The sequence below is a fragment of the Klenkia brasiliensis genome, assembly GCF_900100695.1.
Lineage (GTDB): Bacteria > Actinomycetota > Actinomycetes > Mycobacteriales > Geodermatophilaceae > Klenkia > Klenkia brasiliensis.
This window is the reverse complement of the sequence record NZ_FNCF01000001.1, coordinates 718,576-737,757: the sequence shown is the minus strand read 5'-3', so window position 1 is coordinate 737,757 and position 19,182 is coordinate 718,576. Positions and strand designations below refer to the sequence as shown.

Annotated in this window: 19 protein-coding genes; 9 read left to right on the top strand and 10 right to left on the bottom strand. The window is 74.1% G+C overall.

Annotated elements, in window-relative coordinates:
- Positions 1-9 precede the first annotated feature (9 nt).
- The 5 genes from BLT39_RS03630 to BLT39_RS03610 all read right to left on the bottom strand — a co-directional run bounded on the left by BLT39_RS03630 (position 10) and on the right by BLT39_RS03610 (position 4,130).
- Positions 10-726, bottom strand: a complete 717-nt coding sequence (locus BLT39_RS03630) for a TetR/AcrR family transcriptional regulator (RefSeq protein WP_091058650.1) — start codon at positions 724-726, stop codon at positions 10-12.
- Between the two features lie 12 nt (positions 727-738).
- Positions 739-1,164 carry a VOC family protein gene (locus BLT39_RS03625; protein WP_165640126.1) on the bottom strand — a complete coding sequence of 142 codons (426 nt, stop codon included), beginning with the start codon at positions 1,162-1,164 and terminating at the stop codon, positions 739-741.
- 45 nt (positions 1,165-1,209) lie between these two features.
- Positions 1,210-1,980: an SDR family NAD(P)-dependent oxidoreductase gene (locus tag BLT39_RS22880; protein WP_091058644.1), complete on the bottom strand. Its 771-nt coding sequence runs from the start codon at positions 1,978-1,980 to the stop codon at positions 1,210-1,212.
- Positions 1,977-3,389 (bottom strand): phenylacetate--CoA ligase family protein, encoded by a 1,413-nt coding sequence (locus BLT39_RS22875; protein WP_091058641.1) that lies wholly within the window; start codon positions 3,387-3,389, stop codon positions 1,977-1,979. The genes BLT39_RS22880 and BLT39_RS22875 overlap by 4 nt, the downstream gene beginning before the upstream one ends.
- Before the next feature lie 96 nt (positions 3,390-3,485).
- The gene (locus tag BLT39_RS03610) at positions 3,486-4,130 is read right to left on the bottom strand and encodes a TetR/AcrR family transcriptional regulator (protein WP_165640125.1); all 645 of its coding nucleotides are present in this window, start codon (positions 4,128-4,130) and stop codon (positions 3,486-3,488) included.
- An 88-nt stretch (positions 4,131-4,218) separates the two neighbouring features.
- On the opposite strand from BLT39_RS03610, the gene BLT39_RS03605 reads away from it, so the two are divergent.
- A complete protein-coding gene (locus BLT39_RS03605; protein WP_091058634.1) occupies positions 4,219-5,424 on the top strand; it encodes an acetyl-CoA C-acyltransferase in 1,206 nt (401 codons plus the stop codon).
- The gene (locus BLT39_RS03600; RefSeq protein WP_091058631.1) at positions 5,421-6,170 is read left to right on the top strand and encodes an SDR family oxidoreductase; all 750 of its coding nucleotides are present in this window, start codon (positions 5,421-5,423) and stop codon (positions 6,168-6,170) included. Before BLT39_RS03605 ends, BLT39_RS03600 begins: the two co-directional genes overlap by 4 nt.
- Positions 6,171-6,197: 27 nt before the next feature.
- Here the strand turns inward: BLT39_RS03600 and BLT39_RS03595 are convergent, their stop codons facing one another.
- The 5 genes from BLT39_RS03595 to BLT39_RS03575 all read right to left on the bottom strand — a co-directional run bounded on the left by BLT39_RS03595 (position 6,198) and on the right by BLT39_RS03575 (position 13,483).
- Positions 6,198-7,076 carry a TetR/AcrR family transcriptional regulator gene (locus BLT39_RS03595; protein WP_091058628.1) on the bottom strand — a complete coding sequence of 293 codons (879 nt, stop codon included), beginning with the start codon at positions 7,074-7,076 and terminating at the stop codon, positions 6,198-6,200.
- Between the two features lie 128 nt (positions 7,077-7,204).
- Positions 7,205-7,939 carry a mechanosensitive ion channel family protein gene (locus BLT39_RS03590; protein WP_091058624.1) on the bottom strand — a complete coding sequence of 245 codons (735 nt, stop codon included), beginning with the start codon at positions 7,937-7,939 and terminating at the stop codon, positions 7,205-7,207.
- A 114-nt stretch (positions 7,940-8,053) separates the two neighbouring features.
- The gene (locus tag BLT39_RS03585) at positions 8,054-8,884 is read right to left on the bottom strand and encodes a DUF2382 domain-containing protein (protein WP_091058621.1); all 831 of its coding nucleotides are present in this window, start codon (positions 8,882-8,884) and stop codon (positions 8,054-8,056) included.
- A 218-nt stretch (positions 8,885-9,102) separates the two neighbouring features.
- Entirely contained in the window at positions 9,103-11,610 is a 2,508-nt protein-coding gene (locus BLT39_RS03580; protein WP_165640124.1) for a putative bifunctional diguanylate cyclase/phosphodiesterase, read from the bottom strand.
- Positions 11,611-11,719: 109 nt separating this feature from the next.
- Entirely contained in the window at positions 11,720-13,483 is a 1,764-nt protein-coding gene (locus tag BLT39_RS03575) for a S8 family serine peptidase (protein WP_131801400.1), read from the bottom strand.
- Between the two features lie 297 nt (positions 13,484-13,780).
- On the opposite strand from BLT39_RS03575, the gene BLT39_RS03570 reads away from it, so the two are divergent.
- The 7 genes from BLT39_RS03570 to BLT39_RS03540 all read left to right on the top strand — a co-directional run bounded on the left by BLT39_RS03570 (position 13,781) and on the right by BLT39_RS03540 (position 19,179).
- Positions 13,781-14,032 carry a hypothetical protein gene (locus tag BLT39_RS03570; protein ID WP_091058612.1) on the top strand — a complete coding sequence of 84 codons (252 nt, stop codon included), beginning with the start codon at positions 13,781-13,783 and terminating at the stop codon, positions 14,030-14,032.
- Between the two features lie 102 nt (positions 14,033-14,134).
- Positions 14,135-14,788, top strand: a complete 654-nt coding sequence (locus BLT39_RS03565; protein ID WP_242658127.1) for an ABC transporter permease — start codon at positions 14,135-14,137, stop codon at positions 14,786-14,788.
- On the top strand, positions 14,781-15,944 hold the full coding sequence (locus BLT39_RS23235) for an ABC transporter ATP-binding protein (RefSeq protein ID WP_091058610.1): 1,164 nt from the start codon (positions 14,781-14,783) through the stop codon (positions 15,942-15,944). The genes BLT39_RS03565 and BLT39_RS23235 overlap by 8 nt, the downstream gene beginning before the upstream one ends.
- The gene (locus tag BLT39_RS03555; protein WP_091058605.1) at positions 15,941-16,717 is read left to right on the top strand and encodes an ABC transporter permease; all 777 of its coding nucleotides are present in this window, start codon (positions 15,941-15,943) and stop codon (positions 16,715-16,717) included. The genes BLT39_RS23235 and BLT39_RS03555 overlap by 4 nt, the downstream gene beginning before the upstream one ends.
- A gap of 2 nt (positions 16,718-16,719) precedes the next feature.
- Positions 16,720-17,685, top strand: a complete 966-nt coding sequence (locus tag BLT39_RS03550; RefSeq protein WP_242658126.1) for a glycine betaine ABC transporter substrate-binding protein — start codon at positions 16,720-16,722, stop codon at positions 17,683-17,685.
- 67 nt (positions 17,686-17,752) lie between these two features.
- Positions 17,753-18,469, top strand: coding sequence for a dienelactone hydrolase family protein (locus BLT39_RS03545; RefSeq protein ID WP_207507551.1), 717 nt, complete (start codon positions 17,753-17,755; stop codon positions 18,467-18,469).
- Positions 18,470-18,507: 38 nt separating this feature from the next.
- The gene (locus tag BLT39_RS03540; RefSeq protein ID WP_091058595.1) at positions 18,508-19,179 is read left to right on the top strand and encodes a hypothetical protein; all 672 of its coding nucleotides are present in this window, start codon (positions 18,508-18,510) and stop codon (positions 19,177-19,179) included.
- Positions 19,180-19,182: the final 3 nt, after the last annotated feature.

Below are 19,182 nucleotides of genomic sequence, written 5' to 3'. Positions count from 1 at the left end.
GCGGGCCGGTCAGGCCCCCGCGCCGCCCCGGTCGGCCAGGGTGGGCAGCAGCTGCTCGAGCCGCTCGCTGTGGAAGCGGATCGCCCGGGCGTGGTACTCGGCGGTGGCCACGGCGCCGTGCGCGGGACCGGAGTCGGTCGGGCCGTCGTCGTGGCGCACCAGGCCGCGCAGCAGGAGCTCGACGAAGTCGTCGGCGATCTGCGCCGCCGTCTTCGGGCCGTCCGGGGCGTACCACTGGCTCAGCCAGTTGCACATGCCGTCGATGGCGAAGGCCATCACCTTCTCGTCGCGCGGCTCGAAGTCCCCGGCGGCCACGCCCTCGCGCAGGATGGCTTTGAGCACCGAGTCGCTGCGCCGCTTGAGCTGGCGGAACTCGGCCCGGACGTCGGGGGGCAGCTCGGCCTCGGAGGAGAAGGACAGGCTGTAGAGGTCGATGTTCTGGGTGACCGACGAGACGTGGTAGCGCACGTAGTCGCGCAGCTGGGCCGTCGGGCCCCCCGAGCCGGAGGTGTGCTCGCGCAGGCTCTCGAACTCCTGGGTGATCCAGTCGCCGAAGACCTGCCGGAGCAGGTCGTCGCGGTTGCTGAAGTAGTGGTACAGCGCGCCCTTGGTGAGCCCGACCTCGTCGGCGATGTCCTGCAGGGACACCCCGCGGATGCCGCGCTCCTTGAACAGCCTGGTGGCGGAGCGGACGACCTCGTCCCGCACCATCGCGCCCCTGGCCATCGGGATCGGACCCTACCGCGCGGTCTCGCGCTCGACCTGGATCAGCTCGATCTGGATGCCGGCCATCTCCTTGGGGTGCAGGAAGTTCACCGGCGGGTGGCCGGGGCCCTCCTTGGCGTGCTCCAGCAGCGGCTTGAGGCCCTGGTCGGTGAGGCGCTGCCCGGCGGCGTCCACGTCGTCCACCCCCAGGGAGAGCAGGAAGAACCCGTCCCCGTTGCGCTCGAGGAACCGGCCCACCGAGGTCGTCGGGTCGGCGCTGGTGATCAGGTTGAGGAAGAACCCGCCCAGGTCGAAGGACGAGCCCTCCATCCCGGGGAAGGCGAACCCGTCGGCGTCCACGGGGGTGCTGTCGACGCCGAGCACCTGCTCGTAGCGGCGGGTCCAGCGGGGGAGGTCGCGGACGGCGATGTTGATGCCGTTGACGTGGTCGAGGGGCATGGCGGGTCTCATCTCGGTGGGAGGGGCGGTGTCGTCGGGCAGCGGTCAGGTGGCGGACAGGCCGCCGTCGACGAGCAGGGTCTGGCCGGTCACGTAGCCGGCGGCCGGGGAGGCGAGCCAGACGGCGGTGGCCGCCAGCTCCTCGGCGGCACCGGGGCGGTCGAGCAGGATGCGGGGGCGGAGGACCTCGTCGACGTACTCCGGGGTGTAGGACCCGGTCATCTCGCTGGCGAAGAAGCCCGGGGCCAGGGCGTTCACCCGGATGCCCTTGCGGCGTCCCCACTGCTGGGCGAGGTCGCGGGTGAGCCCGACGAGGGCTGCCTTGCTGGCCGCGTAGGCGGCCTGCGGGAGCCCGGCGGTGGTGAACGCCAGGACGCTGGAGATGTTGATGACCGCGCTGCCGGGGGCCATCACCCGCGCGCAGGCCTGCGCCGTCCAGTAGGAGCCGTGCAGGTTGACGTCCACGACCGAGCGGAACTGCTCGGGGGTCTCCCGGGTGGCCGGCACGGCGGAGGCGGTGCCGGCGTTGTTGACCAGGACGTCGACCCGCCCGAACTCGGCCATCGCGGCGTCCACCAGGCGCTGGCAGTCCTCGGGACGGGCCACGTCCGTGGGGACGGCGAGGGCCCGGCGGCCACGGGACCGCACCGCCTCGGCGGTGCCCTCGAGCCGGTCGGCCCGGCGCGCGGCGACGACCACGTCGGAGCCGGCGCGGGCGAAGGTCTCGGCGAAGGCGACCCCGAGGCCGGCCGAGGCGCCGGTGACCACGGTGACCCGGCCCTCGAGGGAGAACCAGTCGGCGAGGTCGGGGCTCACCGCCGGTCCAGCAGGCGCTTGACCTTGCCCTCGCCGCCGAGGCCGGTGAGCGGGGCGAGCGCGCCCGAGGGCACGACCTCGACGTCGACGGCCACCCCGAACAGCACCTTCAGCCGGGTGACCATGTCCGCGTGCAGGGCCGTGCCGTCGGCGCCGGGCTTGGCCTCCACCCGCACGGTCATCCGCTCGCGGGCGCTGATGCCCTCGCCGACCTGGTCGACGACGCAGAGGAACTCGCCGGTCGATCGGGGGTCGCCCTGCACGGTGTCCTGTGCGGCGCGCGGGTAGACGCTGGTCGCGCGCAGCTTGACCATCTCGTCGCTGCGGCCGAGGAACCCCGACAGCTTGGTGGTGCGGGCCCCGCAGCCGCACTCCGCCCGCGACGAGCGGTGCATGAGGTCCTTGAGGTCGTACCGGATGATCGGGGGCACCGACCGGTGCAGGCTGGTCACCACGATGTTGCCCGCCTGGCCGTCGGCCAGCGGTCGGCCGCCCTCGCGGTCCACGATCTGCAGGACGGCGGTGTCGTCGTTGACGTGCAGGCCGTCCTGGGCGCGGCACTCGTAGCCGATCAGGCCCACCTCGTGGGTCCCGTAGTTGTCGTAGACCGGGACGCCCCAGGCCTCCTCCAGCAGCCGGCGCAGGTGGCCGTCGGTGTCCACGCCCAGGTAGGTGTGGATGAACCGGGTGCGCAGGTCGCGGCGCAGGTCGATGCCGTTGCTCTCCGCGGTCTCGGCCAGGATCTTGAGGTACTCGCCGAACGCCACCCAGCCCGCGGTGCCCCACTCCCGGGCCAGCTCGAGCTGGCGCACCGAGCTGGTGACCGCGCCCGAGCCCGTGGTCAGGGGCACCATGCCGCTCCAGTGCATCGCGGCGGTCGAGGCGCACCAGGCCGTGTTGGCCAGGCTGTTGGTCAGCGTGATCTGCAGGACGTCGCCGACCTCCCCGCCCTGGGCCACGAAGGCACGGGCGAACTGGACGGCCTGCACCTCCCAGGCGACCGGGTCGAAGAGGGTGGGCCGGGGCAGGCCGGAGGTGCCGCCGCTGGACTGGATCTTCAGCGGGGTGGCCATGGCGTCCAGGGCGAAGGTCTGGTGGGTGCCGAAGGGCGGCAGGGCCTCGGCGCTGCGCTTGAGGTCCTCGCTGGTGAAGGTCGGGATGGCGGCCAGGTCGTCCAGCCCGCGGACGTCGCCGGGCTCCATCCCCGCCGCCGTCCACCGGTCCCGGTAGAAGGGCACGGCCCAGGCCTCGGTCATCCGCTGCAGGAAGCGGGCCTCCTGCAGCTCGTGCAGCTCGTCGTCGGAGGTCCGCGCCATCTGCTGGTCGAACAGCGGCGGCGGGGGGTAGTCGGCGACGAACCGGGGCCAGTCGACGCTGGACCAGTAGTAGGGGATGGGCTTCGGCGACATCGACGGGCTCCATGCAAGTCATGCGGTCGATTTTTTGACCGTCGGGTCAAAGCATGGCTCCCGGGGTCGAGCGCCGTCAAGCACCCGGGCGGGCGGTCAGGCCAGCAGGCCGCCCAGGAGCACCGCGACCACCTGCTCGGCCAGCTCCGCGCGCGCGGCGTCGTCCTGGTCGGGGCGCGGCCGGTACCAGATGGCGATCCCGACGACGCCGCCGATGAGGGTGCGGGTGGCCAGGCGGGTGGGGAGGGGGCGCAGCGACCGGTCCTGCTGTCCGGCGAGCACGAGGGTGTGCACCAGCTCCTCGTGGGCGGAGCGCAGCTCGTCCAGCTCGGCCAGGCGCCGCCGGTCGGCGTCCTTGAGCGCCATCTGCCGCCGGTGCTCCACCCCGTTCTGGATCACCACGTGGTAGGTGAAGGCGTCCAGGATGTTGCGCGCGTGGGCGACGCTGACGGCGCGCAGCCGCTCGGCGGCCGGGGCGCCGTCGGTCGCGGCCAGGGCCTCCTGCACCCGGTCGGCCAGCAGCAGCATGCCGCGCTCGTAGACGGCCAGGAACAGGTCGAGCTTGGAGCGGTAGCTGTAGTAGACCGCGCCCTTGGTGGCCCCGATGCGGGTCGCGACCTCGTCGACGCTGGTCGCGTCGTACCCCCTCTCCATGAACGCCTCGGCGGCCGCGTCGACGATGCGCAGCTGGGCCGCCGGCAGCCGGAGACGGTCGGCGGGGGGCTTCTCGGGGTGGTCCATGCGTCCTCGGGTCGGTCGGGCGGGGAGGCCCCAGGCTAGTGAGACGGGCCCCTTCCGTTCGGCGTGATACTCCGTAGTATGCCGCCGCATGAGCACCCGTGAGGCGGCCGTCGTCGCCGTCGCCCGCACCCCCGTCGGCAAGGCCTACCGGGGTGCCTTCAACTACACCAGCGGTCAGCAGCTGGCCGGCCACGCCGTCGAGCACGCCGTCCGGCGGGCCGGCATCGACCCGGCCGAGGTCGAGGACGTGCTGCTCGGCTGCGCGATGCAGGAGGGCACGACGGGCTTCAACGTCGCCCGGCAGGCCGCCCTGCGGGCGGGGCTGCCCGTGACGGTGCCCGGCTCCACGGTCGACCGGCAGTGCGCGTCGGGGCTGATGGCGATCGCCGCCGCCGGCCGGCAGGTCGTGCACGAGGGCATGGACGTCGTCGTCGGCGGCGGCGTGGAGTCGATCTCGCTGGTGCAGGAGTCCCACCGCAACACCCACCGCGCCGTCGACCCGTGGCTCGCCGAGCAGGTGCCCGGGGTCTACTGGCCGATGCTGCGCACCGCCGAGCTGGTCGCGGAGCGGTACGGGGTCACCCGGGAGGCGCAGGACCTCATGGGCCTGCAGTCCCAGACGCGGGCCGCGGCCGCGCGCGACGCCGGTCGGTTCGACGACGAGATCGCCCCCCTCACGGTCACCATGCGGGTGACCGACCGCGAGACCGGCGAGGTCAGCGCCCGGGAGGTCACGGTGACCCACGACGAGGGCATCCGGGCCACGACGGCGGAGTCCCTGGCGGGCCTGCGGCCCGTCCTGGCGCCCGGCGACGCCAGCGCGGTGCCGAGCGTGACCGCCGGCAACGCCTCCCAGCTCTCCGACGGGGCCGCCGCGGCCGTGCTCATGGAGGCCGGCGTCGCCAGCCGCCGCGGGATCACCCCGCTGGGCTTCTACCGGGGCATGGCCGTCACCGGCTGCGCGCCGGAGGAGATGGGCATCGGCCCGGTCACCGCGATCCCGCTGCTGCTGCGCCGGCACGGGCTGTCGGTGGACGACATCGGCCTGTGGGAGCTCAACGAGGCCTTCGCGTCCCAGGCGGTGCACTGCCGGGACGTCCTGGGGATCGATCCCGAGAAGATGAACGTCGACGGCGGCGCGATCGCCCTGGGCCACCCCTACGGCATGACCGGTGCCCGCCTGGTCGGGCACGCGCTGGTCGAGGGGCGTCGTCGCGGCGTGCAGTGGGTCGTGGTGTCCATGTGCGTCGGCGGTGGCATGGGTGCGGCCGGCCTGTTCGAGGTGGCCTCGTGACCGCCCCCGACAGCAACCTCGCCTTCGACTTCACCGGCCAGACCGTCGTCGTCACCGGGGCCGGGCGCGGGGTGGGGCTGAGCACCGCGGCGCACTTCGTCGCCTCGGGTGCCACCGTCGTGGCCGTCGACCTCGACGGGGACGTGCTCGACCACGCCGCCGCGGAGATCGGCGCGGTCCCCGTCGCCGCGGACATCGCCGACCGCGCGCAGGTGGACCGGGTGGTGGCCACGGCGCTGGAGCACACCGGGCGCATCGACGTCCTGGTCAACAACGCCGGCGTGCTGCGGGACCGGCGGGTGTGGAAGCTGTCGGCCGAGGACTGGGACACCGTGCTCGCCGTCCACCTGACCGGCACCTTCCACCTGACGCAGGCCTGCATCCCGACCTTCCGCGCCCAGCAGTACGGCCGCATCGTCAACGTCACCTCCTACACCGGGCTGCACGGCAACGTCGGCCAGGCCAACTACGCCGCCGCCAAGGCCGGGGTCATCGGCTTCACCAAGACCGTGGCCAAGGAGCTGGCCGGGTTCGGGGTGACGGTCAACGCGATCTCGCCCAACGCCGACACCCGGATGATCGCGTCGATCCCCGACGAGGTGCGGGCGCAGACCGAGGCGGCCATCCCCCTGGGCCGCTTCGGCCGGCCGGACGAGATGGCGGCCGCCGTGGCGTTCCTGGCCTCGGCCGAGGCCGGGTACATCACCGGCGTCGTGCTCCCGGTCGACGGCGGGCTGTCGATGTAGGGGTGCCCGGCGGGGCGGTCGCGCCGGTCAGAGGTGCGCGGAGCCGTCGGTCACCATGGCGCCGAGGCGGTTGATCAGGCTCTCCAGCGACTCCTCGAACTCGGTGACGGTCTCGTCGAGGGCGAGCAGATGCCGGAGGTCGACGATGGCTCGGTGCTCGGCGAGCTCGTCGTCGGCCAGGGTGTCGCGGGCACCGTGGGGGTCGTCGACGGCGTTGATCGCGACCCCCCGCTGGGCGACCTCCAGGAGCAGGTGGCCGAGCAGGAAGCTGGTGTAGGCCCGGTAGGCGACGACGGTCTGCTCGTCGCTGAAGCCGTGGGTGCGCAGCGCGGTGAGGAAGGAGTCGATCCACCGGAGGCTGCGCAGCGGGGGCCGGACCCAGGGCGCGGCCGGCGGTCGGGTGGCCACCAGCGGGAACAGGGCGGGGTGGGCCAGGGCGCTGCGGCGCACGCCGTGGGCCAGGCGGTGCAGGTAGTCCTGCCAGCCGCGGACGGGCTCGAGGTGGACCTCGGCGTCGTCGAACAGCTCGTCGACGACGCGTTCCACGATGGCGTCGAGCAGGTCGTCGCGGCTGGGGACGTGGTAGTACAGCGCCATGGCCTCGACGCCGAGGCGGGCCCCGAGCCGGCGCATGGTGAGGGCCGGCAGGCCGTGGGTGTCGACGTAGTCGACGGCGGCCTCGACGATCCGGTCCCGGGTGAGGGGTTCGCGGGCGGCGAGCGGCTGCACCCCGGGCGGGTTCTGCGCGGGGCGGCGGTTGCGGTTCTCGGGCAGGTCCGGGTCGTCGGGGTGGTCGGGTGCGGTGATCCCGCCGCTGACGGTGGCCCCGACGTCGCGGGCGCCCAGGGGAGGGCCGTCGTGGTCGTGGTCGGTCGCGTGGTCCGCGTGGTCGTCCGGTCCCGTCATGGCCCCTCCCGGCTCGCTCTGCCCCGGGGCCCTGCCCGGGTGGCGGGGCGGGCAAGCGTGAGGACACCCACTCGGGGTGCACGACGGGGCACACCGGGTCGGTCCCGGTGTGCCCCGTCGTGGGTGGGTCAGCTGGTGTAGCGCTGGGCCTCGTCGCGGACGGCGTCGACCGGCGAGCCGGTGTTCTGCACCTCGCGGCGGGCGGCGGGCGCCTCGGCGTCGACCTTGGCCAGGGTGGACTCCCAGCGCTGGCGCATCGGGGCGATCCCGCCGCCGCCGACCGCGACCACGGCGATGCCCACGACGGCGGCCAGGGTGGCGTAGAGGACGGCGTTGACCACGTTCTGGGCGATCTCGAGCTGGTCCAGCGCGGCGATGACGCCCAGGGCGAGGACCACGGTCGAGGCGACGTTGGCCAGGATGCGGCCGTAGGACAGCCCGCCGAGGGTGTTCTGGACCAGCAGCTTGGCGCCGGCGGCGATGGCCGAGGCGATGACCAGGATGAGGATCGCGACGAACACCTTGGGCAGGTAGCCGATGATCGCCGACAGGTAGTCACTGATCGGGTTGCGGCCGAAGACGCCGAACGCGGTGGAGAGCACGAAGAGCATCACGGCGTAGAAGACGATCTTCGCGAGGATGTCCGAGGCGTCGTACTGGGAGCGGGCGAGGGCCTTCTTGATGCCGCCGCGCTCGACGGCGCGGTCGAAGCCGACCTTCTCCAGGACCTTGTCGACGATCTTCTGCAGGGCCTTGGCGATGAAGTAGCCGATGATCAGGATGAGCAGGAACCCGACCAGCTTGGGCAGGAACTGCACGATGGTGTCCAGCAGCGTGGTGAACGAGTCGCGGAGCGATGACATGGGGGCTCTCCCGGTCTTGGAGTGAGTCAGGGCAGCCCGACCCACCTGGTCCCCGGGCGGACGCCGGGGGCCAGGTGGACCGGGGTGGTGCTGCCGAGCGGGGCTCGGGGTGGGTCAGCGGGTGCGGTCGGTGGGGCGGACGTCGCCCTCGACCTGCTCGATCTCCTCGTGCGCGACCTGCTCGGCGACCTGCGCCTGGTCGGTCACGGTCTCGGTGGACAGGCGCACCCGCTCGACGGGGACGGTCTCCTTGGCCACCACGGGGCGCTCGGCGTGCAGGGTGACCTCGTGCTCCTCCTCCGACAGGTCGGGGCCGGCGAGGGCGTCGCCGCGGTTGGCCTCGGTGATGGGCTCGCGCTCGATGCGGACCTCCTCGTGGGAGACCGGGACGGTGCGGGTGACGTTCTCCGTCACGACGTGCTTGCGCAGCCGGGCGCGGCCGGTCTCCACGGCCTCGGTGCCGACCTGCAGCCGCTCCTCGGAGCGGGTCATGGCGTCGTCGGTGGTGGGGCCGGAGGTGTCCCGCCCGACGGCGCCCTCGTGCCGGTCGTCGGTGGTGCCGGGGCGGGGGGCGGTGATGCCCTCGGTCGTGCCGGTGGTCTGGCCGGTGGTGCCGCGGTCGTCGCCGGTGCCCTCGGCGATGCCGTAGTAGCGGTAGAGCTCGGACTCCTCGGCGGGGGACAGGTGGCCCTCGGCCTCGATCGTCGGGGCGTCCTTGACCGTGGCCTTGTCGTAGGGGAAGCGGATCCCGTCGCCGGACAGCTCGGCCTGGGCCAGCGGGATGAAGGTCTCCTTGGTGCCGAAGAGGCCGGTCTTCACGGTGGCCCACTCGGGCCGGCCGGACTGGTCGTCGAGGTAGACCTCGGAGACGGTGCCGATCTTGTCGCCGTCGGCGTCGACCGCGGTGGAGCCGATGACGGTGTCGATGTCGTGCTCGGTGATCACGGGTTCTCCTTCGGGAGCGCAGCCCACGGGCACGACCGACGGAGGGTCGTGCGCACGAGGGGATGCGGGGGTGGCGGCTGAGCCGTCCGGACACCGGGGGCTGGGATCTCAACCTCTCCGGGCGGACCAGGCGTGCCCGCCTTCGTACGGCGTAAAACCCCCGGCGCGGAAGTTCTTTTACGTCGTACGGACGTCGGTGCGGGAGGGCCCGCGCCGGCCTACAGCGCGCGCAGGGCCGGGCGGTGCGGCGCGGTCCGCTCGCGCTGCTGCAGCCACGGCAGCAGGGCGTCGGTGGCCATGGGCCGGGCCAGGTGCCAGCCCTGGACCAGGTCGCAGCCGGTGTCGGCGAGCAGGTCCCACGTCGCCTGGTCCTCCACACCCTCGGCGACGACCGTCAGGCCCAGGTGGCCGCCTAGGTCGACGATCGCCCGGACGATCGCGACGTCCTCCCCGCCCCTGCGCAGGCCGGTGACGAAGCTCTGGTCGATCTTGACCTCGTGCACCGGCAGCTTCTTCAGGTAGGACAGCGAGGAGTAGCCGGTGCCGAAGTCGTCGACGGACAGCAGGCAGCCGAGGTCGCGCAGCCGGTGCAGCACGCTGATCGTCCGGGCGGGGTCGGCCATCACCGAGCCCTCGGTGACCTCGAGGGTCAACCGGTCGGCGGGGACACCGTGCCGGCGGAGCAGGCGCTGCACCTCGTCGACGAGGTCGGTGTCGTGCAGGCTGCGGGTGGACAGGTTGACCGCCACGGACAGGTCGGTGCCGGCGGCCCGCCAGGCGGCGACGGCGGCCAGCGACCTGTCCAGCACCAGCGTGGTCAGGGGGCCGATCAGTCCGCTGCGCTCGGCGACCGGGATGAACTCGTCGGGCCCGACCCGGCCCAGCTGCGGGTGGGTCCAGCGGACCAGGGCCTCGACGCTGACCACCCGACCGGTGGCCACCTCGGCCTGGGGCTGCACGTGCACCTCGAGGTGGCCCTCGTGCACCGCGGTGCGGAGCTCGGTGGCCAGCGCGAGCCGGCGCGGGTCCTCGGTGGCCACCGTGGGGTCGAAGACCCGCAGACCACGCGTGGACGCCTTGGCGTCGTGCACGGCGAGGTCGGCGCGCTTGAGCAGGGCCGCCGGCTCCGTCGCGTGGGCGGGGGCGAGGGCGATGCCCAGCGAGCCGGTGACCTCGACCTCCATGCCGTCCAGCGGGACGGGGTGCTCCAGGGCCCGCAGCAGGCGTCGCCCGAGCCGGACCGCCGCGTCCTCGTCGGCGACGTCCTCGGCCAGGACGGCGAACTCGTCGCCGCCCAGGCGCGTCACGAGCGCGGCCGACCCCGCCGCGTCGGTCAGCCGCTGACCGACGACGACGAGCAGCTGGTCGCCCTGCTGGTGCCCGAGGGCGTCGTTGACCTCCTTGAACCCGTTCAGGTCGAGGATCATCACCGCGGCGCCGGGCGACCGCCCACCGGCCACCCTCTCCAGGGCCCCGGCCAGTCCCCGCTGGAGCTGCGTGCGGTTGGGCAGGCCGGTGAGGGCGTCGTGCAGGGCGTCGTGGCGGAGCTGGTCGACGAGCTCACCGTTCTGCAACGCCACGCCTGCCTGCGCGGCGACGCTCTCGGCGAGGGCGACGTCGCCGGCGTCGAAGGTGCGGACGTCGCCGAGCCGGTCGAGCACCAGCAGCGCACCGAGCACGCCGGTGCTGCCGCGCAGCGGGACGACGACGGCCTCGCGGGCGGCCCGGGCGTCCAGCCAGTCCCGCTGGTCGGCGTCCCGGGTGCCGCGCTGGACCAGCACGGACCCGCCCTCGTGCACCACGAGGTCCAGCACCCAGGCGTCGGCCTGCACGGTCTCCTCGCTGCGGCTGAGCCGGCCGGAGGTCCCGAGGCGGACGTGCGCGGTGACCCCCTCCCGGTTGCCGACGAACACGGCCTCGGCCCGGTCGGCGTGCAGCAGCTCCCTCGCCTCGCCGAGGACCCGGCTGAGCACCTGGTCGGTCTCGGGCGAGTCGCTGACCGCCTGCGTGAAGCGCAGCAGCCGTTCCAGGCCCAGGTGCCGTTCGGTGAGGGTGGCGTAGGCGCGGTAGCCGAGCACCAGGCCGGTGAGGGCCGGGACCAGCAGCCAGGCCGAGACGAGCGAGGCCTGCAGCGAGGTGACGACGACGAGCCCGACGGTGACGACGACCGGCGCGGTGGGGTCCCCGACCGCGATGTCCCGGAGCAGCCCGCGCAGGTCGAGGTCGCGCTCGTAGACGGCGATGACCGCGGCCAGCGCGACGCTGCCGAGGGCGTGGGCGGCGAACGCGCCGGCGAACGCCCCGAGCCAGGCCAGGGGCGCGCTCCCGGGCGCGGCATGGAGGACCAGGTGCAGCACGGCCGTGGTCAGGGCGGTCTGGGCGCTGATCAGGGCGAGGTTCCAGCCCGTCTTCAGCGGTGAGCGCCGTTGCCACGCGAAGACTGCGGCCGAGCCGACCAGGCGGCCCACCACCAGGTCCACCGGGCCGGCGAAGAACAGGCCGAGCACCAGCGGCAGCTCGCTGACCGACACGGTGCGGGCCTCGCGCGCGGTCTGCACGTGCAGCACGCACGCCTCGGTGACCGCGAACGCGACGGCCAGGACCCACCAGGGGAGGGGCACCAGGTCGGAGAGGGGGCCGGTCCCGACGAGGGGGCCGCCGAGCACGACGGCCATCAGCAGGAGCGCCAGGCCCTGGGCGAGGACGACGACGGAACGGCGATCCACCGCGGGTCGGTTCATCGGGGCCCTCACCCCTCGGACAACGGCAGGGCGGGACGGGCTGCTGAGCCCGTCCCGCCCTGTCTCACCCGCTGGGGTCACCCGGCGTGGGCCATCAGCTCCACGCCACCGACGAGAACCCGACGCTGCGCCAGGTCCGCGCCGACCAGGACGAGTCCCGCCACGTGCGCGCCGTCCACGACCCGTCCCGCCAGGTGCGGGCCGACCAGTCCGCCGACGTCCACGCCACCCCGTTCCAGTCCACGGCCCAGGCCGCGGTCGGCCAGGTCTGGCCGGACCAGGAGCTGCCGGTCCAGACCGTGCCGCGCCACCGCCCGCCGTCCCAGACCGTGCCGTTCCCGGTGGCCCGCGCCCAGGCGGCGGCGTCCCAGCGGTTGCCCTGGACGTCGACCTCCCCGGTGAGCTCGGAGATGCCGTCGAACACGTGCGCGCTGCCGCGCGACGCCTCCAGCGACCCGGTGCCCCGACCCCACGGGCGGGGGAGCAGCGAGGTCGCGATGGCCCCCAGGGTCGGCAGCCGCCGGGCCTGGGAGATGTCGACCAGACCCGAACCGCGCCGCAGCGAGCTGATGGCGCTCAGCCCGTTGGCCGAGCCGGTCACCACCGCCTTGACCTGGTCGGGCGTCATCCAGGGGTACTGCTGCAGCAGCAGGGCCACCTCGCCGCTGACCACCGCGGCGGCCTGCGACGTCCCGGAGGCGTGGGCGAACCGGCTGCCGACCCGGGACGACGGGAAGGCCTGGTCGGCGTACCCGTTGGGCACCCGGGCCCCGATGACGGAGACGCCGGGGGCCACGACGTCGACGGCGCGGGTGCTGTCGCCCCGCGTGGACCAGGCGGGGACGGTGTCGTCGGACCGGGTCACCGTCCCGGCGGTGTCCGAGGCCCCGACCGCGATGACGAACGGGTCCCGGGCCGGCTGGGCCAGGGTGAGCGTGGACTCGCCCTCGTTGCCGCCGGCCACCACGACGACGATGCCGTTGCGCCAGGCGTTCTCCACCGCGAACGTCATCGGGTCGACCTGGGTGTCCTGCACCGAGTCGGTGCCGTAGGACAGGTTGATCACCCGGATGTTCATCCCGGGGTCGCGGGCGTGCTCGACGACCCAGTTGATGCCCGCGATGACCTGGCTGACGTCGACGGCGCCGTCGCTGGCCCCGACCTTGACGTCCACCAGGGTGGCGTCCGGGGCGATGCCGTTGAAGCGGGTCGGGTCGACGTAGGACGACGGCGTCCCCGCGGTGTCCCGCCCGGCGATGATCGAGGCCAGGTGGGTGCCGTGGCCGAAGGCGTCCAGGTGGGCCATCTCGGGCGACTGGCTGTCGAAGGAGAGGTCCGCCCCGTCGACGACGTTCCCGCTCACCAGGCCGGGGACCGGCGAGACCCCGGTGTCGATCAGCGCGACACCGACACCGCGGCCGGTGTACCCGGCGCGCCACGAGGCGTGGGCGCCGGTCACCTCGGCGATGTTGTAGAGCGAGCCCTTGTCCCGGACGGCGTCGTACCCGAGGCCGGTGTCGGTGGGCTGGTCGGAGGTGTCGGCCGGGGCCTCGGTGCCGGTGGTGGCGGTCGAGGTGGCCCCGGTCGAGGTGGACCCCGTGGGGGCGGCCTCGGTGGGGGTGGCCTCGGTGGGCGCGGCACCGGTCGGGTCGGCCCCGGTCGAGGGGGCCCCGGTCGAGGTCGCCCCGGTGGTCGTGGCCGTGGGGGCCGCCGACGGGGTCGGGGTGGCGGTGGTCGCCGGTGCGGGGGCCGCCTGCGCGGAACCGGCCACCACCACGGTGGCCGACAGGCCCACGGCCGCGGCCAGGACGACGGTGGCCGCCGACCTGGTGAGGTGTGTCAGGCCCGTGCGCCTCATGAGGGGCGCCGGGATGGGGGGACGTGCACGAGTGATCCCGTCTGTCGTGGACTGCCTCATCCGTGAGGCATGTGCGCTCAGTAGGACACCAGTGACACTGCGTGTCATCTAGGCGTCGTCCCAGGTCACCCGGGCGGGTCAGCTCCCGGCGTCGCCCCGGTCGACCCGATCCGTCCGGCCGGGGGTGCCTGCGGGGTGGCGTGGGCCACGGACGTTTCAGCCTGGGGGTGGATGCGGCATTTCCGCAGTCCGGACCGCTGAACGGGGAGGGCTGCTGTGCCGCTGTCACCATCGGAGATGAGTGCTCTGCGCGAGATCGAGCGCGAGCTGTCGCAGGCAGGACCCCGACCGGTCCGGTGGCGGCGGGCGTCCACCTGGATCGGGCTCTGGCTGGCCGGGGCCGTCGCGCTCGTGGTGGGCGGTCTCGTGCTCGGCACTGCCGCGGCGGTCGTCCTCGGCGTCGCCTGGGCCGTCGGGGCGGGCGCCGCCCACTGGGCCTCCCGGCACCTCGTGGTGGTGGCCTCCGACGACCTGGTCGAGGCGCCGTGACCGCATCGTGACCCCGCCCGATGTGCGACCAGTGGGGTTCCTGTGACAACGTCGGGAGGGCGAAGAGAACGGATCGGGTCGTTCCCGGTTGTCTGACCGGGGGTGGGCTCGACCGTGTGGCAGTACCTCGTCGACCGGCGCGAGCTGATCGCGTTCCAGGCCTACCAGCACGTCAGCCTGGTGGTGCAGTGCGTCCTGCTGGCCACCGTCATCGGCGTCGGCCTGGCGGTGCTGGCCTACCGCAGCCCCCGCATCACCGGCCTGGCCAACGGGGTGTCGGCCATCGGGCTGACCATCCCGTCCTTCGCGCTGCTGGGCCTCCTGCTGGCGCCCTTCGGGTTCGGCATCACCCCGGCGGTCGTCGCCGTGGTCTTCTACGCCGCGCTGCCCGTGCTGCGCAACGCCGTCGTCGGCCTCGCCGGCGTGGACCAGTCGCTGGTGGAGAGCGCCCGCGGCATCGGGATGAGCCGGTGGGCCACCCTGCGCCGGGTGGAGCTGCCGCTGGCGTGGCCGGTGATCCTGGCCGGCGTCCGGGTCTCCACCCAGATGGTGATGGGCATCGCCGCCGTCGCCGCCTACGTGCTCGGTCCCGGCCTGGGCAGCCTCATCTTCTCCGGACTCTCCCGGCTGGGCGGCGCCAACGCGCTCAACGCCACGCTCGTCGGGACCATCGCGATCGTCCTGCTGGCCCTCGTCCTGGACGTGGTGCTGGTCGTGGTCGGTCGCCTGACCACCTCGAGGGGCATCCGTGTCTGAGCCGACCCTGACCGACCAGCGCACCGTCAGCGGGGTGTCCATCCGGCTGGAGGGCGTCACCAAGCGCTACCCCGGCCAGCGGGGGCCCGCGGTGGACGCCGTCGACCTGGAGATCGCCGCCGGCGAGACGGTCATGTTCGTCGGGCCCTCCGGGTGCGGGAAGACCACCCTGCTGAAGATGCTCAACCGGCTCATCGAGCCCAGCGGCGGCAAGATCTTCCTCGGCGACGAGGACGTCACCGGCCAGGACCCCGACCAGCTGCGCCGCCGCATCGGCTACGTCATCCAGGCCGGCGGGCTGTTCCCGCACATGACGGTGGGGACCAACGTCGGGCTGGTGCCCGGCATGCTCGGCTGGGACAGGAAGAGGATCGCCGAGCGCACCGACGAGCTGCTGGACCTGGTGGGCCTGGACCCCGAGGTCTACCGCGACCGCTACCCCAAGGAGCTCTCCGGCGGGCAGCAGCAGCGGGTCGGTGTCGCCCGGGCCCTGGCCGCCGACCCGCCGGTGCTGCTCATGGACGAGCCCTTCGGCGCGGTCGACCCGATCACCCGCCAGCGCCTGCAGGACGAGCTGCTGCGGATCCAGGAGGAGCTGGGCAAGACGATCGTCTTCGTCACCCACGACTTCGACGAGGCGGTCAAGCTCGGCGACCGGATCGTGGTCTTCGACGTCGGCGCGCGGGTCGTCCAGTACGACACCCCCGAGGCCATCCTGGCCGAGCCGGCCGAGGACTACGTCGCCGACTTCGTCGGCGCCGGCGCCACCCTCAAGCAGCTCACCCTCACCCGGGTCTCGGACACCGACCTGCACACCCCGGTCACCGCCGCCGTCGGCGAGGACAGCGCCGCCGTCGTCGCCCGTGCCGAGGCCGCCGGCGAGCGGTACGTGGTGGTCGTCGACGGCCGCGGCCGGCCGGTCTCCTGGCCCTCGGTCGCCGAGCTGTCCCGCACCACCTCGGTGCCCGGCACCCGCGACGAGCGGCTGCCCGTGGTCGGCCTGCGGTCCACCCTCAACGACGCGCTGGACACCATGCTGGCCGCCAGCCAGGGCGGCGTGGTCGTCACCGGACGGCGGGACACCGTGGCCGGCGTACTGGTCGTCGAGCAGGTCATGGCGGCCATCCAGTCCACCCGCAACGAGGTGCGCGGATGACCGCGGCGGTCGACCCCGCCGTCGACGTCGAGCCCGGCGGCCGGCGCGGCGGCGTCCCCTGGCGGGGGCTGGTCCTGCAACCGGTGCTCGTGCTGGTCGCCCTCGGCGCCTTCGCGCTGTGGCGCGCCGGCGCCGAGCTGACCGACGCCGAGGCCCGCCCGCTGGGCTGGAGCGCGCTGGCCGGCACCGTCGTCGACCACCTCCAGCTGGTCGCCGTCGCCGCCGTCGTCGTGCTGCTCGTCGGCATCCCGCTGGGCGTGCTGCTCACCCGCGGCCCGTTCCGGCGGGCCAGCCCGCTGGTGCTCGGCGTGGCCAACACCGGCCAGGCGGCGCCGGCCATCGGGCTGTTCGTCCTGCTGGCGACCTGGCTGGGCTTCGGCTTCCGGTCGGCCGTCGTCGCGCTGGTCCTGTACTCCGTGCTGCCCGTCCTGCGGAACACCATGGTCGGCCTGCAGGGCGTCGACGCCCGGCTGGTCGAGGCCGGCCGGGGCATGGGCATGAGCGCGCTGGCCGTGCTGCTGCGGGTGGAGCTGCCGCTGGCGGTGCCGGTGATGCTGTCGGGCGTCCGCACCGCCCTGGTCCTGCTCGTGGGGACGGCGACGCTGGCCACGTTCATCGACGGCGGCGGGCTCGGGCTGCTCATCACCACCGGCATCAACCTGAACCTGGACTCGCTGCTCTACAGCGGCGCCCTCCTGGTCGCGCTGCTGGCGCTGGCCGTCGACTGGGTCGGGCGGGTCGTGGAGACCCTGGCCCGGCCGAAGGGGCTGTGACCGTGCGCCGCACCGCCGTCGCCCTGCTCACCGCGCCCGTGCTGCTGGCCGGCTGCGGGCTGCAGGCCGCCAACCAGTACACGCCCGACGCCGGGCCCGCCGCCATCCAGCCGGTCGCCGGCAGCGAGGGCGTCGAGCTGGTCGTGGGCAGCAAGAACTTCACCGAGCAGCTGATCCTGGGCAAGATCGCCGTCATCGCGCTGCAGACCGCCGGGTTCGACGTGCTCGACCGCACGAACATCCCGGGGTCGGTGCCGGTGCGCACCGGCGCGGTCAACGGCGAGATCGACATGAACTGGGAGTACACCGGCACCGCCTGGCTGACCTACCTCGGCGAGGCCGAGGGCATCCCCGACCGCACCGCGCAGTACGAGGCGGTGCGCGCGGCCGACCTGGCCAACGACCTGACCTGGCTGCCGCCGGCGGAGATGAACAACACCTACGCCTTCGCCATCCGCAGCGAAGCCGCCGCCGACCTCGGGGTGAGCCGGCTCAGCGACATCGCGGCGCTGCCGGTCGAGGAGCGCACGTTCTGCGTGGAGGCGGAGTTCGCCAGCCGCAACGACGGCTTCGTGCCCATGCTGGAGGCCTACGACCTGCCGCTGGGCAGCCCGGACGGCGTCCCCCGCGACGCCGTCTCCACGCTGGACACCGGCGCGGTCTACACCGCCACCGACCAGGGCGCCTGCAACTTCGGCGAGGTCTTCACCACCGACGGCCGGATCGAGTCCCTGGACCTGACCGTGCTCGAGGACGACCGGCAGTTCTTCCCCGCCTACAACGTGGCCCCGGTGATCTCCACGCCCACGCTGGAGGCGCACCCCGAGCTGGCCGACGTGTTCGCCGAGATCACCCCGCTGATCACCGACGACGTGATGATCGAGCTGAACCGGCGGGTCGACGTGGACGGCGAGGAGCCGGTGGACGTCGCGCTGGACTGGATGCGCGGCGAGGGCCTGGTGTCCTGAGGCGAGCGCCCGTCGCCCGAGGCCGGTCCGCGGCATGGGACGGCGGCCGCCGGGGCAGGGGGTGGCGGTGACCACCGCGACCACCACCCACGGCGGGTACCTCGCCGTCCCCGTGCCGACCTCCGACCGGCCCGGGCCGTGGCCCGGCGTCGTCCTGGTGCACGACGCGTTCGGCCCCGGGGACGACATGCACGAGCAGGCCGACTGGCTGGCCGCCGCCGGCTACGTCGTCCTCATGCCCGACCTGTACGCCGGCCGCTCGGCGGTGCGCTGCCTCAAGGGCACCTTCGCCCAGCTGTCGCAGCGGCACGGCCCCGCCTTCGACCAGCTCGAGGCCGCCCGTGCCGCGCTGGCGCAGGACCCGCGCTGCACCGGGCGGGTCGGGGTCATCGGCTACTGCATGGGCGGCGGGTTCGCCCTGCTGCTGGCCGGGCGGCCCGGGTGGTCGGCCGCGGGCGTCAACTACGGCCAGGTGCCCGACGACGTCGCCGACGTGCTGGCCGGTGCGTGCCCCGTGGTGGCCAGCTTCGGCGGCAAGGACACCAGCCTCCCCGGCGCCGCGGCCAAGGTGCAGGCCGCGGCCGACGCGGCCGGCATCGCCGCCGACGTGCACGAGTACCCGCAGGCACGGCACGGGTTCCTCAACCGGCTCGCTGCGGCGTCACCGCTCACCCCGCTGATGAAGGTCGCGGGCGTGGGCTACGACCACGACGCCGCCGCCGACGCCAAGCGGCGCATCCTCGCCTTCTTCGACACCCACCTGCGGGCGCCCGACCGTGCATGACCGTTCACGTTCTCATCGTCGGTGCCGATGAGGAGCGCATGCCGCTGCCCGTCCTGCTCGCCAAGGCCCTCTCCGCGCCCCTGATCGCCAAGCTCGGCGCCGGGGTCGGCATCGGGCTCGTCGCCGTCACCGGCGCGGCCGCCACCGGCACGCTGCCGGCGCCCGTGCAGGACGGGGTGGCCGACCTCGTCTCCTCCGTCAGCCCGGTCCACCTGCCGCACGCCGAGCACCCGGCCACGGCCGGCGACACCGGGCACCGGTCCGACGACGCGGCGCCCAGCACCACAACGCCTCCCACCGCGCCGACCTCGGCACCCGACGACGCCGTCCCCGGCACCGCGCCGACGTCCGGCACGGACGGGGTCGAGCACCCCGCGGGCGACGACGACGCAGCACCGCAGAACACCCACGGGGCCGACGACGGCGCCGGGCACGAGTCGGAGCCGGAGTCCGGCGACGACGGCGGGCACCAGGACCGGCACGGCTCCGACCACGCCCCGGCCCCCGCCCCGCCCGTCGCGGTCGCCCCGGTGCCCACCCCGGCCGCGCCGAGCAGCACCTCCGGCCGCGGCGGCCGGGACGACTCGGGCCGCACCGGCGCGCCGACGACCTCCGCACCCACGGCACCCACGGCCGCCCCGACGTCGGCCGACGACCACGGCGGCCGCGACGGCGGCGGGCACGGCGGGGACGACGACCCCACCGGCTGACCG